This is a genomic window from Simkania sp. (assembly GCF_965215465.1).
Classification (GTDB): domain Bacteria; phylum Chlamydiota; class Chlamydiia; order Chlamydiales; family Simkaniaceae; genus Simkania.
Window position 1 is genome coordinate 688,312 of sequence record NZ_OZ244056.1, and the last position, 14,380, is coordinate 702,691.

Sequence of the window (14,380 nt, forward strand, 5' to 3'; positions counted from 1 at the left end):
TAATTATATTTTTCTGTATAATCTTTGTAAGTTTGGAAAGAAGGAGTGGTTATATGGGTATTCAATCAAATAGTTCTTATTTGAGAGATGTTGGATTCGTGTTAGGTGGAAGTTTTGCGTTGACAGCAGTCGACATCATTCTAAACCGCCAATTTACTTCGATTGCTACGAGTAGCGGGTATTGTTTGGAAAATTTGGTTTCAAAGAGTGTAAAGAGCGTTTTTAACTCTTGGGCTCAGGTTGCTACGACTCCAATGAGATCTCTATCCAATTTTTTTAGCGTGCGTAACGAAGTAGCTGCCACAACATTTTCTCCTGTGTTGGAGGAGTTAGAGTTTAGATATTTGCTTCAGCAGGTTATGTTGAAACACCTCCCAAAAACCGTTTTAGATCAGGTGTTTCCTGACCATGGCATTAACTTAGATGCGGCGCCATTTAAAATTTTGCGAACTCTAATTACAGCTTCGCTTTTTGCTGTACTGCATACCGATCAATACTCATGTGATGAAGGAGGGGGTGTAGGGCCTTTGATGGGAGGTCTAATTTATGGAATGATTATCGAAGGTGGAGGGTCGGTAGTCAATACAATAAATCTTCATATGATTTGGAACATGTTTGGGATGCAATTAGATCATTTGCTTGCAAATCAGTTGGGTTTATAAATGCTTCCTTAAGGCAAGAATGTCTTTTTGAGAAATGCCTTGAACTTCTAAGAGCTCATCATCTGTCGCTTCTTTGATTTTTTTAACACTGCCAAAATGTTTTAAAAGGCGTGTGCGTTTTGTGGGGCCGATTCCTGGCACTTGGTCTAAAGAGCTTTGGAGCGTGCGTTTTTGACGCCGTTTACGGTGGAATGTGATGGCAACGCGGTGCGCTTCGTCCCGAATCTTTTGCAAGATGAAAAGAGTGGAGGAGCGCGGTGAGAGAAAAATGGGATCTTTTTTATGCGGGACGAAGATCTTTTCAAAATTGAGTCCTTTATCGTGGCGCCCTTCTTCCTTGGCAAGAGAGATCACATCGACTGAAGCGATTTCTAATTCTTTTAAAACTTCTAGTGCGACATTGAGCTGCCCCTTTCCTCCATCAATAAGGGCTAAATCAGGCAATTCTCCTTTTTCTTTGGTTTTGGAAAAATGACGCGTTAGCGTTTCTCGCAGAGCGCCATAATCGTCTGACTTATCGATTCCTCTAATTTTAAAGAGGCGTGTCCGTTTTTTATCACGTTCACCATTGGTGAAGCCAACCATGCAAGCAACGAGATCTGTGCCGGCGATATTGGAGGTGTCAAAGCATTCAATCGTGAGGGGGCATTGGGTCAGTTCGCAGGTCTCTTCAAGATCGAGCAGCATTTCTTCAATTGCTGATTGATTTTTTCGTTCTTGTTGAAAGAGGGTTTTGGCATTTTTTTCTGCCAGTAGGATAAGCTGCGCTTTTTCTCCCATTTTGGGGTAGATGAGTTTCACTTTGCGACCACTTTCTTCGGATAGGATTTCTTCAATCAACGTTTGGTGTTTTAGAGAAACCGGGAGGAGAATTTCAGGAGGAGGCTTTGCCTGATCTTTGTAGTGTTGTAAGAGAAATGTTTCCCAAATTTCTTCATCTGTGGAGGCGAGCTCGGTAAATGGAAATTGTTCCGCGCCAATGAGCCGCCCTTCACGGCAAATGAGCTGAGAAATCAGGTGGTGCTTTCCCTCGTGATGCAGAGCAAAGACGTCGCAGTCTTTTCCCTTAGAGCGCACAATCGATTGCTGGCTGCTTGTCACATGCTCGATTTGCTGAATGGTTTTGTGTAGAGCGCCTGCTCGCTCAAATTCCAAGGCTTCAGAGGCTTTTTTCATTTCTTCTTGAAGAGCCTTAAGAACTTCTTTGTCATTGCCTTTGAGAAACGCAATGGCCCGCTCGACTTCCTTTTCATAGTCTTCTTTGGTGCACTTTTCAACGCAAGGGGCTAGACACCGTTTAATATCGTGCAGAAGGCACGGACGTGTGCGAGAGGCGAGTTCGCGATCAGAGCACTGTCGCAGCTGAAAGATCCGTTGCATGAGGTTAAGAGTTTGCCTTGCAGCATAGGCGCTTGTGTAGGGACCAAAGTGGAGCCTCCCTTCTTGCGGCTTGCCTTTATAGCGTGTGAGCCGGATCATTGGCCATTTATGCCGGTGGTTGATCGTCAAACTAATAAACGTTTTGTCATCTTTGAGGAGGACATTGTACTTCGGTTGGTGCCGTTTAATCAGGTTGTTCTCTAGTAGAAGAGCTTCTTTTTCGGAAAAGGTAATAATTGTTTCAATTGTTTCGACCTGAGACGTAAGAAATGGAACCATCATCCTTCCATCGCGCCCCGGAAGAAAATACTGTTTTAATCTTTTTTTAAGGTTTTTAGCTTTCCCAATATATAAAATATTTTCCTGTCTATTTTTCATTAAATAGACGCCTGGTTCTTGAGAAATATTTTCTAATTTACTTATATCGAAAGACATAAGAATTTGTCCTTATTTCGAAGATGAGGTAAAATATTCCTATCACTTTAACAGATGAGGGGTACGTATGTCATTAGAAGTTCCAGGATTTGGAGCAACAGCTCGGGCTATTCCAGCAGATGCTTGGCTAGAGCTAGCTCGCCGAAACCAAGGAGTTGTTCAAGTAGGCACTCTTTTAAGAAATCTAACTCAAGAATATCGATTTCGTTTAATGAGAAATCCACTAGCTGATCAACAAGAAATTGTGATTCCTCGGCCACTGTATCCAAATGAGGTCAAGCAACTAGAGCAAAAGCACCAGGAAAAAGTTGAGAGAGTTCGAAAAATCCGTTTGAATCCGAATGCTCCTGCTTTTAAGCCGACAGGAAAGTCTGAATAGAATTTGACGTTTATCTGAGAGTGTGGGATGATTTCTTGCACTTTTTGACACTTTTTCGTGTAAAAGAAAAATTCGTTAGGGCGAAAAGAGTATGGAGACCGCCCAAAACTTATGACTAATTTAAATGGTTAGAAGTTGACTGCTATGAATACCAAGGTGAGATCATGGCCGTTGAGTTTAAAAGTAATTTATACTTGTCTTTAGTAAGACAAGGCAGTGACTTCAAAAATGATAAGGCAATTTGTTCCTATGTGAAGAATCATCCACAGTTCTTCTATGGAGACGTCAGTTTTGAAAAGTTTTCAAATAGCTATTCTGCTCAGCATTCGTTCTCAGCTAGAGTAGCTCTTCTTCCAAATCGGCTTATTAATTTTGCAATTTTGTATCCTAACCATGTAGGCCTTGCTTTGATTAAAGGCATTCCTGAGCTGACTCGCGGGAATTCTCTTTATCTTCAAAGCTATGCTTTTTGCCTCATTCGTGATTTCCAACTATTTTTTGGAACTATCACAGCTCTATTTTTTGAGAAGATAGGAGAGTATCTTTATCAAGATGCTCTATTCCATGTACAGTGTTATCGTTGTTCCACCAAATCTACTACGTCTGACTCAACAGGTTCTGGAGGACATTCATCAATTGGGCATGTTTCATGGCCAAAACCAGAAAAACCAGTGCAAACTAATCCTAATCTCTTGCAAGCTGAAGAATATTTGAGAGAGGGAAAACATCAACAAGCATTGACGGAAGTGCAAAAAATACTCCTCTCTTCCTCGGAAAAAGAGGTGTTCTTGACCAAGCTGGCAGAAGCTCATTTAGAAGCGAAAGAGTATAAGACAGCTTTTAAAGTGATCAAAAAAATCGTTCATGACCATAACAGAAAAGAGACGTTTTTAGCTAAGTTAGCAGAGGCTCATTTAGAAGCGAAGGAGTATGAGACAGCATTAAAAGTCATTAAAGAGATCATTCATGATTGCGGAAGAAAAGAGAGGTTTTTAGCGAAGCTAACAGAGGCCTATTTAGAGATGAAGGAGTATGAGACAGCATTTACAGTGTCCCAAGAGATCATTCATGATCAAAACCTCCGAGAAAAGTTAACTGCTAAGCTTATGCAGGCTTGTTATCGTCCTGAGATGAGTGATCTAGTTATGAGTGTCATGACCTCTTTTGTGCGGACAATCATCACACATCAACTTGTCACTGAAAGAGTTTCTTTGAGCTCAGCTTCTGAAGCTTTTAAAATAGCACAATTCATGGCTGGCTCAGAGATGCAACTGATTCTACAAACAATATCTACAACGTGTTGCAGTAAAACAGAGCCATTATTGAAGCAGGGTAAGGCTCAAGAAGCGATTCAAGAAGTTAAGAAATTTGCTTTATCTGACAATGTCATGGGTGCTTTTCGGACTGCCTTGGATGACTTTACAACTTAGTCTCATGGGAGATGGCTTGCAGTTAACTCAGGGTTTGCTGCCAATCGAGGAGTTTTTGAAGTGCCTTGAGAGGAGAGGTTTCATTGACGTTGAGTTCTTTGAGTTCGTCAATGATTTGTGTATGTGAAGAGTCTACAGGCGGTGGAGCCGTAAAGAAGGAAAGTTGATTACTTTCTTCTTTTGCGGCGGGCACCGTTTCTTTATTTTCAAGCTGGCGCAGTTTTTCTTGCGCACGTTTAATGGCGCTGTGGGGCAAGCCTGCAAGACGTGCAACGTGGATGCCGTAGCTTTTATCTGTGCAGCCAGGAATTATCTTTCGTAAAAAAACAATACTATCAGAGGTTTCTTTGACGGCGACATTGAAGTTTTGAATGCCTTTGCGTTCCTGAGCGAGTTCGGTGAGTTCCCAATAGTGGGTGGCAAAGAGGGTTTTGACTCCTTCTCCACGAAGTGTGAGCAGGTGCTCAGCAACGGCCCAGGCAATCGAGATACCGTCGTAGGTACTTGTTCCGCGCCCAATTTCATCGAGAATGACGAGGGATCGGGGAGAGGCGTTGTTGAGAATGTTGGCAGTTTCTGTCATTTCGACCATGAAAGTGGACTGTCCGCGGGCGAGATCATCACTTGCTCCAATCCGGCTAAAGACTTTGTCGATGATTCCGATGTGGGCTGAGTGGGCAGGGACGTACGAACCAATTTGCGCCATGATGGCGATGAGAGCCACTTGACGGATGTAAGTCGACTTTCCAGCCATGTTGGGGCCAGTGATGAGCATGAGTTGGCATTCTTGTTGGCTCAGGTGGGTGTCGTTGGGGATGAACGAATCGTCGAAAAGAGAGGCTTCGATGACTGGGTGGCGTCCTTTTTGGATGTCGAGTGTGTCGGAATCGTCAATCAGAGGGCGGCAGTAGTCGTTATCACGCGCCACGCGCATGAGACCGAGAAGACAGTCGAGGTTGGCAATGGCTTTGGCGATTTTTTTGACGGTTGGAAGATGCTTGGCAACTTTTTTGCGAAGCGCTTGGTAAAGCGATTGTTCCAGCGCTTGAATCTTTTCTTCAGCAGTTAGGATTTTTTCTTCGTAGGCTTTGAGCTCAGGTGAAATAAACCGCTCGGAGTTCACGAGGGTTTGTCTCCGCTGAAAAGATGAAGGCATTTTGTCGGCTTGGCCGCGACTCACTTCGATGCAATAACCAAAGGCTTTGCTGTAGATAATTTTGAGAGTTTTAATTCCGGTAGCTTCTTTGAGCTCAGCTTGGTAATTTGCAATCCAAGATTGGCTGTTGGCTTTAAGAGAGCGCAACTCGTCAAGTTCGGGACTGAAGCCTGGGCGGATCACTTTCCCTTCTCCCATTTTGATGGGAGGCTCGTCAACGAGAGTTTTTTGGATCTCTTGAGTGATTTCAGAGGGGTCAGGGAGATGGGACAAAAGAGTCTGCATCAAGGGAGTTTGGAAAAAGGCTAGATGCTCCCGGACGGAAGGGATATTTTCCAGTGAAAAACGCAGGCCACTTAAATCGCGTGGGGTTGAGTAGCTTGTTGAGATACGCATGATGAGGCGCTCTAAGTCGCGAATGTCTTGTAAATTTTCTCGAAGGAGGCGCGTTTCTTTTTGCTGACTTAGAAGTTCCTCAATCGCATCTTGTCGTTTCTGAATTTTAGGAGGCGAAAGAAGGGGATGGATCACCCAGCTTTTGAGAAGGCGAGCACCCATAGGGGTGACGGTGCGGTCTAAAAGTTTGAGGAGGGTACAACTTTTGCTTCCGCGATGTAGCGGCTCTGTGAGTTCAAGATTGCGTTGGGTCGCACGGTCAATAGACATATAGGAAGAGAGGTGGTCAAGTTGGATTTGCTTGATATGAGCGACAGATAAGGAAAGTTCATCTTGAAGGTAGGAAAGAAGAGCTCCTGTCGCGTTAATGGCGGCCACTTTGCCTTGCAATCCGAATCCATCGAGATTGTGCACTTGAAAATGGTTTGTCAGCCAATTGTAACAGGTGCGGTGTTCAAAGTTCCAATCGTCTTTCACATTAAGTCGAAAGTTCAAAGATTGCTTCAGATCATCGAGCAAGGGTTTGAGCGATTTGGAGCATTTGTCAGAAATGAGAATTTCTGATGGCGAGCGACGAAAGAGTTCATCTTGCAAGTCCCGTTCATTTTCGAGTTCGAGTGTGCGCAATTCTCCAGTTGAAAGATCTAAAAGGGCTAGAGCAAAAAGTGCGTTGACTTGGGTGATGGAAGCGAAAAAATTGTTGGCTTTTTCAGAAAGAAAAGAGGAGTGGAGAATGGTTCCAGGAGAAACTGTTTTGACGACTTCTCGTTTAACGAGCCCTTTGACTTCTTTGGGGTCTTCAACTTGCTCGGCAATGGCAACTAAAAATCCCTTTTCGACGAGTTTTTCGATGTACCCTTCGGCAGCATGGGCGGGGACGCCGCTCATGGGAATGTCTTGTCGTTTGGTGAGGGTTAAATCGAGCTCTTTGGCTAAAATGGCGGCATCTTCGTAAAAGGCTTCGTAAAAATCACCCAAACGAAACAAAAGCACGGCATCTTTTGCCTGCTTTTTACACGCATACCATTGGGCCATCATGGGAGTTTGGGGTTTTACCGTTTCCATTTTTTGAGCAATTTTTTCAAGAGTCCTTGTTCAGAGTCTTTCCCTTCCATCATTTCAAAAGCCTCAGAGGCCTCTTCAAAACCTTTGGCGATTTGAAGGAGGACGCCTTCGCACCACCGCTTGGTCTCTTCGATGTCATTGCGCAGTTGCTCGAGTGATTCTAAAATTTCACGAGGGGATTTCGTCACTTTCCCTATAGGAAGAGGGGACTCAGCTTGGGATTTATAGTTTTCAATCATTTGCCTGAGTTCAAACACATCGATGAGCAGCGGAAGAAAGGTCTTTTTACAGTCTTCACGCAGCCCCTTCGTTGCTGAAGTTGGAATGATCTTTTTGGGGTCAGATGAAGCAGTAAAAGAAGACGGGGGGGGAATGGACTCAGAAATGGGGGATGAGTCAAGTTTGCTGTAAACTTTTTTTCTAAAGGTTGTGTTTGTTTTTTTAGATTCCATGGACAAAAAGATACTCCATTCCTCTGTTTGAAAAAAGCTATTTCTGAAATCTTCTGTCCGATCTGTGAATTTTAAACCCCATCGACTATACTGGTAAACATGGGTGTCTATTCAAAAAAAAGTCTCGAACTATTACGTGAAAAAATCGACCTCGTTGAAGTCGTTTCATCGTATGTTCCAATGAAGTCGGCAGGGAGTTCTTATAAAGGCCTTTGTCCGTTTCACGATGAAAAGACTCCTTCCTTTGTGATTCAGAAGGGAGAGTCCCATTATCACTGCTTTGGGTGTGGGGCTCACGGCGATGCCATCGCTTTTTTGATGAGTCATATGAAAATGTCGTTTGTCGAAGCAATCGAGTCTTTGGCAGAACGGTTCCAAGTTCCCCTCGAGCAAGTTGAATGGGAGCGAGAGCAAACAGGCCCAGGGAAAAAAGAGCTGCGTCATGCATTGCAGCTTGCAGCCGATTTCTACTGTTACTACCTTCTCCACACAGATGAAGGGCACCAAGCGCTCAAATATCTGTATGACCGCGGACTTGATCTCGACTTCATTCAACTTTTTAAAATTGGCTTTGCTCCTAAAAAAGGGGCGCTTTTTGGGCAAATGATGAAAAAAGAGAAGCAAACCGCCGAAATCCTGGAAAAGACGGGGCTCATCAAAACCCTTGCAACGGGAAAGAAAAAGGTTTTTTTCTCCGATCGCATCATGTTTCCCATTCAAGACGCATTGGGTCACATCATCGGTTTTTCAGGCAGAAAAATCAGTGAAGCAACGTTTGGTCCCAAGTACATCAATACCCCTGAAACAGCTCTCTTCAAAAAATCCCGCACTCTTTACGGACTCAGTTTTTCTCGGCGGCGTATCGCGAAAGAAAAGCGGGCCATTGTGGTGGAAGGGCAAATCGATGCTCTTCGGCTCATTCAAGAAGGGTTTGACTTAACCGTAGCAGGGCAAGGGACAGCTTTTGGAGAAGAACATGTGAAAGTTTTAAGCGAGCAGGGTGTGGCACATGTCTACTTAGCTCTTGATGGGGATGAAGCGGGACGGGTTGCTGCTTCAAAAATTGGACATCTTTTTCAAAAAGAGGGAATCGACGTCTCAGTGACCAAGTTGCCTCCTGGGAGTGATCCCGATACGCTTTTACGAGAAGAGGGGCCTCCAGCGTTTAAAAAGCTTCTCACAGAATCACAAGACTATTTGACCTTTCTACTTGCACATCTTTCTGAAGGAGTAGATGTCGAGTCACCTTCTCAGAAAAATCACCTTGTTCAAACCATGGTCGAGCGCATCCGCAGTTGGGACCACCCTCTTATGGTTCATGAAAGTCTGCGTAAACTGGCCAAACTGACCCGTGTACCGGAAAAACTCATTGGAGTAGGCGATGAGGTCATGCGGCGCGATGTTTTTGTCAAACGACAAGGGAGCGTTTCGGAAGTCGCAGTCGATCCCGATCGGGTTTTAGAAACCGATCTTTTGCGTTGGCTCTTTTTGATGGGAGATTCCAATCAGCGGTTACTCAATATCATCAAAGCGAATATGCGTCCCGAGCATTTTCAAATCCCCCTTTGCCGTCGTCTCTTTTCGATTTACAGTGAAAGTCTTGAAAAAGAGCAAAAAACCGATTTACTCCAACTTGCCAATAACCTTGAATCAGCTGAAGAGCAACTTCTCTTTTCTGAAATCATTCAAAAGAAAGTGAATACGGAAAAGGCTGAGGAAGGAGTGGTGGAAACAGTGTCAAAACTGCTTCAGCGACATTGGATGGAAAAACGGGAAAAAATTCGGATTCAAATCCAAAGCGGACGCTGCTCTGAAGAAGAGATACTCGAGCTTGCTAAAGAATTCGATTCAATCAAAGGGCAAGCGCCGACGATCACATTGCCCGAGGAATGATCGGGTCTTGCAAAAAATAGGGTTAGGGGAGGAGAATGAAATCATGTTTTATTTTGTTGTAACTCTATCTATTGCTCTTATCATTCTCTTTTCCTTAATTTTTCATACGCTGAAAATGGGATCTCTCCTATGCCAACATCGGAAAAGGTGAAACGAGCTCTGTTTGATGTACTTCCAGAATTGAACGATGGAGTCATCATTGATTTGGGATCAGGTTGGGGCAATTTGATTTTCCCTCTCGCGAGTAAGTATGAGCATTGTCATATCTTTGGTTATGAAAATTCACCTGTGCCCTATTGGTTTTCCTCATTGATCAACCATAAGAAGAATTTAAAAATTCAACGTTCCAACTTTTTTAACGTGCCCTTACAAGATGCCGATATGGTTGTTTGCTATCTTTTCCCAAAGGGGATGGAGGAGCTCAAAGACAAGTTTGAAAAAGAACTCCGACCTGGGACGCATGTTGTGAGTCATACATTTGCTATACCTGGATGGGATCCTAAAACTGTGATTGAGGTCAATGACCTTCACAATTCAAAAATCTATCTCTATGAGGTGCCAAGTTGAAACTTTCCATTTATTTTGCCGGCTCGATTCAAAAGGACCATGAGAAAAATGACTCGTATTGGACGGAAGAAGATTTTGCCTCATTGCGCACACTTCTAGATCCTCATTATGTTCATATTCTCAATCCTGCTGTGCGGACAGATGACTTAAGTGACGAGTTCGCGGTTTTTGGAAGAGATATGACGCAAGTTTATCTTGCAGATCTCCTGTTTGTCGACGCACGTCATCGACGAGGGCTTGGAGTCGGCGCTGAAATGATGTGGGCAAAAGTGTTAGGGAAACCCGTCGTCGTTTTAGCTCCGAAAGAAAGCCATTATCGCAAAGCGATTGCGTCGCTGTTAGGGCAGTCGGTCGATGATTATATCCATCCTTTTGTGGAAAGTTTAAGTGATTGCATTGCCGATTCTCTTGAAGAGGGGGCTGTTTGGATTCTTAAGTTTGCCTCAGGAGAAGTTGGTCCAATCAAAGATCTAGAAACGATTGAGCACGCCATGCAATATTATCGGGAGATGCAGTTTCCTCAAGATAAGCCGATGAAGCAACTCATCGAATCGTGTGAGATTCTTCAAGAGCGCTTTAGCTTGTCACCAAAAGTGAATCATTGAGTGAAATTGCGTATGCGGTCGCAATATGCTGGCAAAGTCTTTGTTGCCACGAGAAACTCTTTGAGGGGTGTGTCGATCTCAAAGTAGTAGATGTTGGCTAAGAATCCGTAAATACACGCATCTAAGCTGTGAACGTTTTTCCCAAAAATGTAATTTTGGCTTCCCAAAAAGTGGGCGATGACAGCTAGATCATCAATTCCTGCTTGGTAGATCTCATCAAGGCTGTATTTTCCGATTCCTTGGATTTGGTACTTTCCCAAGTTGATTTGGCGGAGAGGTTCTAGATCCTCGGGAGAAATTTCAGGTAAGCTCCTTAAGAGTTCGTCTCTAAATAGAGGCCAGAAGCGTTCATCTTGCCAGCGAGAATAAGCCATGACCCAGTAGAGATGCTCGTCGAGCATTCTTCGGATCAGTAAGGAGAGGCTTTGCTGGTCGCGTGTGAGATCGTTGTCAATCTCAAGCTCATAATTTACAATGAGATAAGAGATCATGTTATTGCTGTCTGAAACAATATTATCACCGTCCACTAGATAAGGAAGCTGTTGCCTTGGGGCCTCTGAGGTGTCGATGATGTGTTTGGCTTGATATTCAAGCCCTGTGAGCCGTAAGAACGTATCTACCTTAAGCCCAAAGGGATTATTATCAGGGACGCCAAAAAGCTCTGGATAGAGGAATAACGTAATCATATTTTACCCCATATCTGAACTGCTTAAATAAGGCCAAAAAAAACCCAGAGTTCGGCAGCTCTGGGTTTCTATAAAAAGGTTTTTCTTATGTCAAATGTTTCAATTTGATTCTATTATATAATATCTATTAATTTAATTTAACTAAAACTTAATGAAAAATTTAATTAATTTAGCAAGTAACTGATAGTTAAGCTTTTATAGAATTTGAATCTTACTGAAGTCCATAACCAGGCTGAAGCAGGCGAAAACCTCCTGAAGAAGGGCCAGGCGGTTTTGACGGACCTTTGGGTCGTCAGCGAGGATTTTGACCTCGTCAAATAAGGTCCCCAGAGGCTGTTGGAGCTTTGCTAAGAGGCTAAATGCTCCTTCATAGTCTCTTTTGTCCATAGCAGCGTTAAAAGGAGGTGAAATTTCTCTAAACGCTTGATGTAGAGCGACTTCGGCTTTTTCAGCCAATTGATCGGGTTGAAGAGTAAACGCTTCTTGGTTTTCCAGCTGTCCTTTGGCTCTTTTGTAGACCTCATAGAGTTGATTGAACTCAGGTCTTTGTCGGAAGGCGTGGAGTGACTTTGTTTTGAGGAACTGGTCATAAGGATCAGTGCAAAGACCTGCTAGAGAGGCTTCAATTTCGTCTTTCTTGAAGCCGTAATCTTCTAAGACCCCTTTTGAGCGGCTTGTAATGTATTCGAGTAGGTCTTGAATTAGCCCTTTTTTATCGTGGAAATCAAAAAGCGAGCTCATTTCAGTTAGAATGCCGTGAAGATCTAAACTCAGCGAATTTTCAATTAGAATCTTAATGAGGCCAATTGTTTGGCGTCGCAACGCATAAGGATCGCTTGAAGATGTAGGTTTAAGTCCGACGCTAAAGTAACCAATGAGATTGTCGAGTTTATCGGCAAGACTGACTACGGTTCCTGTTTGTGTTTTGGGGAGCGGGCCTCCTTCAGCTTTGGGTAGCCAGTGCTCTTCAATTGCTAGGGCAATTTCATCATCTTCGTTTTGATGCAGTGCGTAATGTTTTCCAATCACACCTTGCAAGTTAGGGAATTCCTGAACGAGTTCGGTGGCTAGATCGGCTTTTGCAAGTCCTGCAGCTCTTTCGACTTGCTTCTCAGAGCTAAGTTCAAGTGCTTGAGTTAAAATGACGGCTTCGCGCTTGAGGCGGTCTGCCTTTTCGGCAACAGTTCCCAAATCTTTTTGAAAGATGATCGCATTCAGTTTTGCGGCAAATTCATCGAGAGATGTTTCTAAATCTTGTTTATAGAGAAACTCGCCATCAGAAAGGCGTGCGGTGAGGACATGCTCATTTCCCGAGCGAATGGTTTCATTTGGATGGTTGTCGGCTGTGATGATAAAACGGTTCGAGAGTTTACCTGAAGTTTCCGCTAGGGGAAAATACCTTTGGTGTTCGATCATTTCTGAAGTAAGAACTTCTTCTGGGACTTTTAAAAACTTAGTATCGAATGAAGCATGGAAAAGCTGCGGCCACTCACTGAGATAAAGGACTTCTTTCATGACCTTTTCTTTCTCCAGCGCGACGGTATTTGTTTCTGATTCGATGGCTTCAAGCTGTTTCAAAATTGAAGCGCGACGATTTTCAATATCGACATCAACAAAGTGTTTTTTCAATTCTTCGACATAATCAGAGGCGTGTGGAATGGAGAAGGGCTCGGGGTTAAGCTGTCGATGACCGCGTGACATATTTCCTGAAAGGATTCCCACAATGCAAAAAGGGACAACTTCTTTGCCATGCAGTGCCACGATCCAGTGGAGAGGGCGAGCATAAGCGAGATCGAGATCAGCCCAACGCATTTTTTTGGGGAAGCTTAAATCAGCAATTAACTTTGGGAGTTGTTTTGCTAAAATTTCTGCTGCTGAAACACCTTTTTTTTCGACTTTGCAGCTGAGATAGTCATTTCCTTTAACTTCTTGAATGGAGACGCCTAGAACTTTTCCTTGCTTAACCTTTTCTAAAGTTGGCTTTTCTTCTGAATCGATAGATTGGAAAAAGCCGCTGCCCTGTTTTGTTAGGTTGCCCTTTTCATCAAATGCCAGAGAAAGAGGGGGGCCTTTTCGAACGGTTGAGGTGTCTTTCGTGCCACGTGCAAGATTTTTGACTAAAACGCTTAAACGGCGCGGTGCGCCAAACACTTGGATGTGATCAAATGAAAGATCAGACACCTTCAGAAGTTTTTCGATTGCTTGCTTCAAGCTTTGACATCCGATTGGAACAAATGCAGCTGGGAGTTCTTCCGATCCGATCTCAAGAAGAAAATCTTCTTTGTGGGATGCGTCAAAGGCTTTGGGTAGAGAAAGTTCGTGGGGTTCGTGTTTTTTCGCATGTGGTGGTTGCACTAAAGGGAACCCAAGCTTTTCGCGTGACTCAAGAAACTCTGTTGCGGCAACTTTTGCCAAATCTCTCACGCGTGTGATGTATCCCATTCTTTCGGTCACAGACAAAACGCCACGAGCTTCTAACATATTGAAGGCATGGGAAGCTTTCATCACAAAGTCGTAAGCGGGAATTGGTAGATGAAGTTCAGCTAAAGTTTTGGCTTCTCTCTCAAAATCATCAAAGTGTCTTAGCCACATTTCTGTCGAAGCACGGTTAAAATTATAGTGGCTCCACTCCACTTCGTTGCGATGGAAAATGTCTCCATAGGTCAAGGTTTCATTCCACATCATGTCAAAGAAATTGTCTTTTTTCTGGAGGACCATGCAAAGGCGCTCTAAACCATAGGTGAGTTCGACACTGATGGGTTCTAAGCTGTATCCAGCGACCGATTGAAAATAGGTGAACTGCGTCACTTCCATTCCGTCAAGCCACACTTCCCAACCGAGTCCCCAGGCGCCAAGAGTGGGAGATTCCCAATCATCATGAACGAACCGGATATCATGGTTGGAAAGGTCAAATCCGATGGCTTCGAGAGATTCTACATACATTTGTTGAATTTCGACAGGGGAAGGCTTCATGATCACTTGCATTTGGTGAAAGAGCTGAAGTCGGTTCGGATTTTTTCCAAAACGGCCGTCTTGAGGGCGTCTTGAGGGCTCGACATAGACCGTGTTGAAGGGCTCGGGACCCAGGGACCGCAAAAAAGTCGCGGGATTGAAAGTGCCGGCCCCAACCTCGAGATCATGACCTTGCTGGATGACACAGCCGTGATTTGCCCAAAAGGTTGAGAGTTTCGTAATGATTTGTTGAAAAGTGAGCATGTTTTTATCCATTCTTGGATCATCTGAGTATAAAGAAATTGCGTTTTTTGTCATAATG

At 43.8% G+C, this 14,380-nt stretch carries 11 protein-coding genes; 6 read left to right on the forward strand and 5 right to left on the reverse strand.

The features are described 5' to 3' along the window. The first annotated feature begins 53 nt into the window (after nt 1-53). Complete coding sequence (locus tag ACOOFG_RS03195; protein ID WP_420422201.1) at nt 54-662, forward strand: type II CAAX prenyl endopeptidase Rce1 family protein; 609 nt, start codon at nt 54-56, stop codon at nt 660-662. Here ACOOFG_RS03195 and uvrC read toward each other — a convergent pair. Continuing rightward, a complete protein-coding gene (gene uvrC / locus ACOOFG_RS03200; protein WP_420422202.1) occupies nt 657-2,477 on the reverse strand; it encodes an excinuclease ABC subunit UvrC in 1,821 nt (606 codons plus the stop codon). The two genes, ACOOFG_RS03195 and uvrC, sit on opposite strands and share 6 nt — an antisense overlap. 67 nt (nt 2,478-2,544) lie before the next feature. Here uvrC and ACOOFG_RS03205 point away from each other — a divergent pair, with 67 nt between their 5' ends. Together ACOOFG_RS03205 and ACOOFG_RS03210 are read left to right on the forward strand one after the other, a co-directional pair. Beyond that, on the forward strand, nt 2,545-2,856 hold the full coding sequence (locus ACOOFG_RS03205) for a hypothetical protein (protein WP_420422203.1): 312 nt from the start codon (nt 2,545-2,547) through the stop codon (nt 2,854-2,856). Between the two features lie 251 nt (nt 2,857-3,107). Then, complete coding sequence (locus ACOOFG_RS03210) at nt 3,108-4,286, forward strand: tetratricopeptide repeat protein (RefSeq protein WP_420422204.1); 1,179 nt, start codon at nt 3,108-3,110, stop codon at nt 4,284-4,286. A 22-nt stretch (nt 4,287-4,308) separates the two neighbouring features. Here the strand turns inward: ACOOFG_RS03210 and mutS are convergent, their stop codons facing one another. After that, a complete protein-coding gene (mutS, locus tag ACOOFG_RS03215; protein ID WP_420422205.1) occupies nt 4,309-6,903 on the reverse strand; it encodes a DNA mismatch repair protein MutS in 2,595 nt (864 codons plus the stop codon). Next, nucleotides 6,891-7,355 (reverse strand): hypothetical protein, encoded by a 465-nt coding sequence (locus ACOOFG_RS03220; protein WP_420422206.1) that lies wholly within the window; start codon nt 7,353-7,355, stop codon nt 6,891-6,893. The genes mutS and ACOOFG_RS03220 overlap by 13 nt, the downstream gene beginning before the upstream one ends. A 99-nt stretch (nt 7,356-7,454) precedes the next feature. Here ACOOFG_RS03220 and dnaG point away from each other — a divergent pair, with 99 nt between their 5' ends. The 3 genes from dnaG to ACOOFG_RS03235 all read left to right on the forward strand — a co-directional run bounded on the left by dnaG (nt 7,455) and on the right by ACOOFG_RS03235 (nt 10,420). Further along, the gene (gene dnaG / locus ACOOFG_RS03225; RefSeq protein ID WP_420422207.1) at nt 7,455-9,248 is read left to right on the forward strand and encodes a DNA primase; all 1,794 of its coding nucleotides are present in this window, start codon (nt 7,455-7,457) and stop codon (nt 9,246-9,248) included. A 129-nt stretch (nt 9,249-9,377) separates the two neighbouring features. After that, on the forward strand, nt 9,378-9,815 hold the full coding sequence (locus ACOOFG_RS03230) for an SAM-dependent methyltransferase (RefSeq protein WP_420422208.1): 438 nt from the start codon (nt 9,378-9,380) through the stop codon (nt 9,813-9,815). After that, entirely contained in the window at nt 9,812-10,420 is a 609-nt protein-coding gene (locus tag ACOOFG_RS03235) for a hypothetical protein (protein ID WP_420422209.1), read from the forward strand. The genes ACOOFG_RS03230 and ACOOFG_RS03235 overlap by 4 nt, the downstream gene beginning before the upstream one ends. Here the strand turns inward: ACOOFG_RS03235 and ACOOFG_RS03240 are convergent. Together ACOOFG_RS03240 and ACOOFG_RS03245 are read right to left on the reverse strand one after the other, a co-directional pair. After that, nucleotides 10,414-11,106 (reverse strand): glutathione S-transferase family protein, encoded by a 693-nt coding sequence (locus ACOOFG_RS03240; RefSeq protein ID WP_420422210.1) that lies wholly within the window; start codon nt 11,104-11,106, stop codon nt 10,414-10,416. The genes ACOOFG_RS03235 and ACOOFG_RS03240 overlap by 7 nt on opposite strands. Before the next feature lie 195 nt (nt 11,107-11,301). Beyond that, nucleotides 11,302-14,322, reverse strand: a complete 3,021-nt coding sequence (locus ACOOFG_RS03245; protein WP_420422211.1) for a glycine--tRNA ligase — start codon at nt 14,320-14,322, stop codon at nt 11,302-11,304. Between the last annotated feature and the right edge of the window lie 58 nt (nt 14,323-14,380).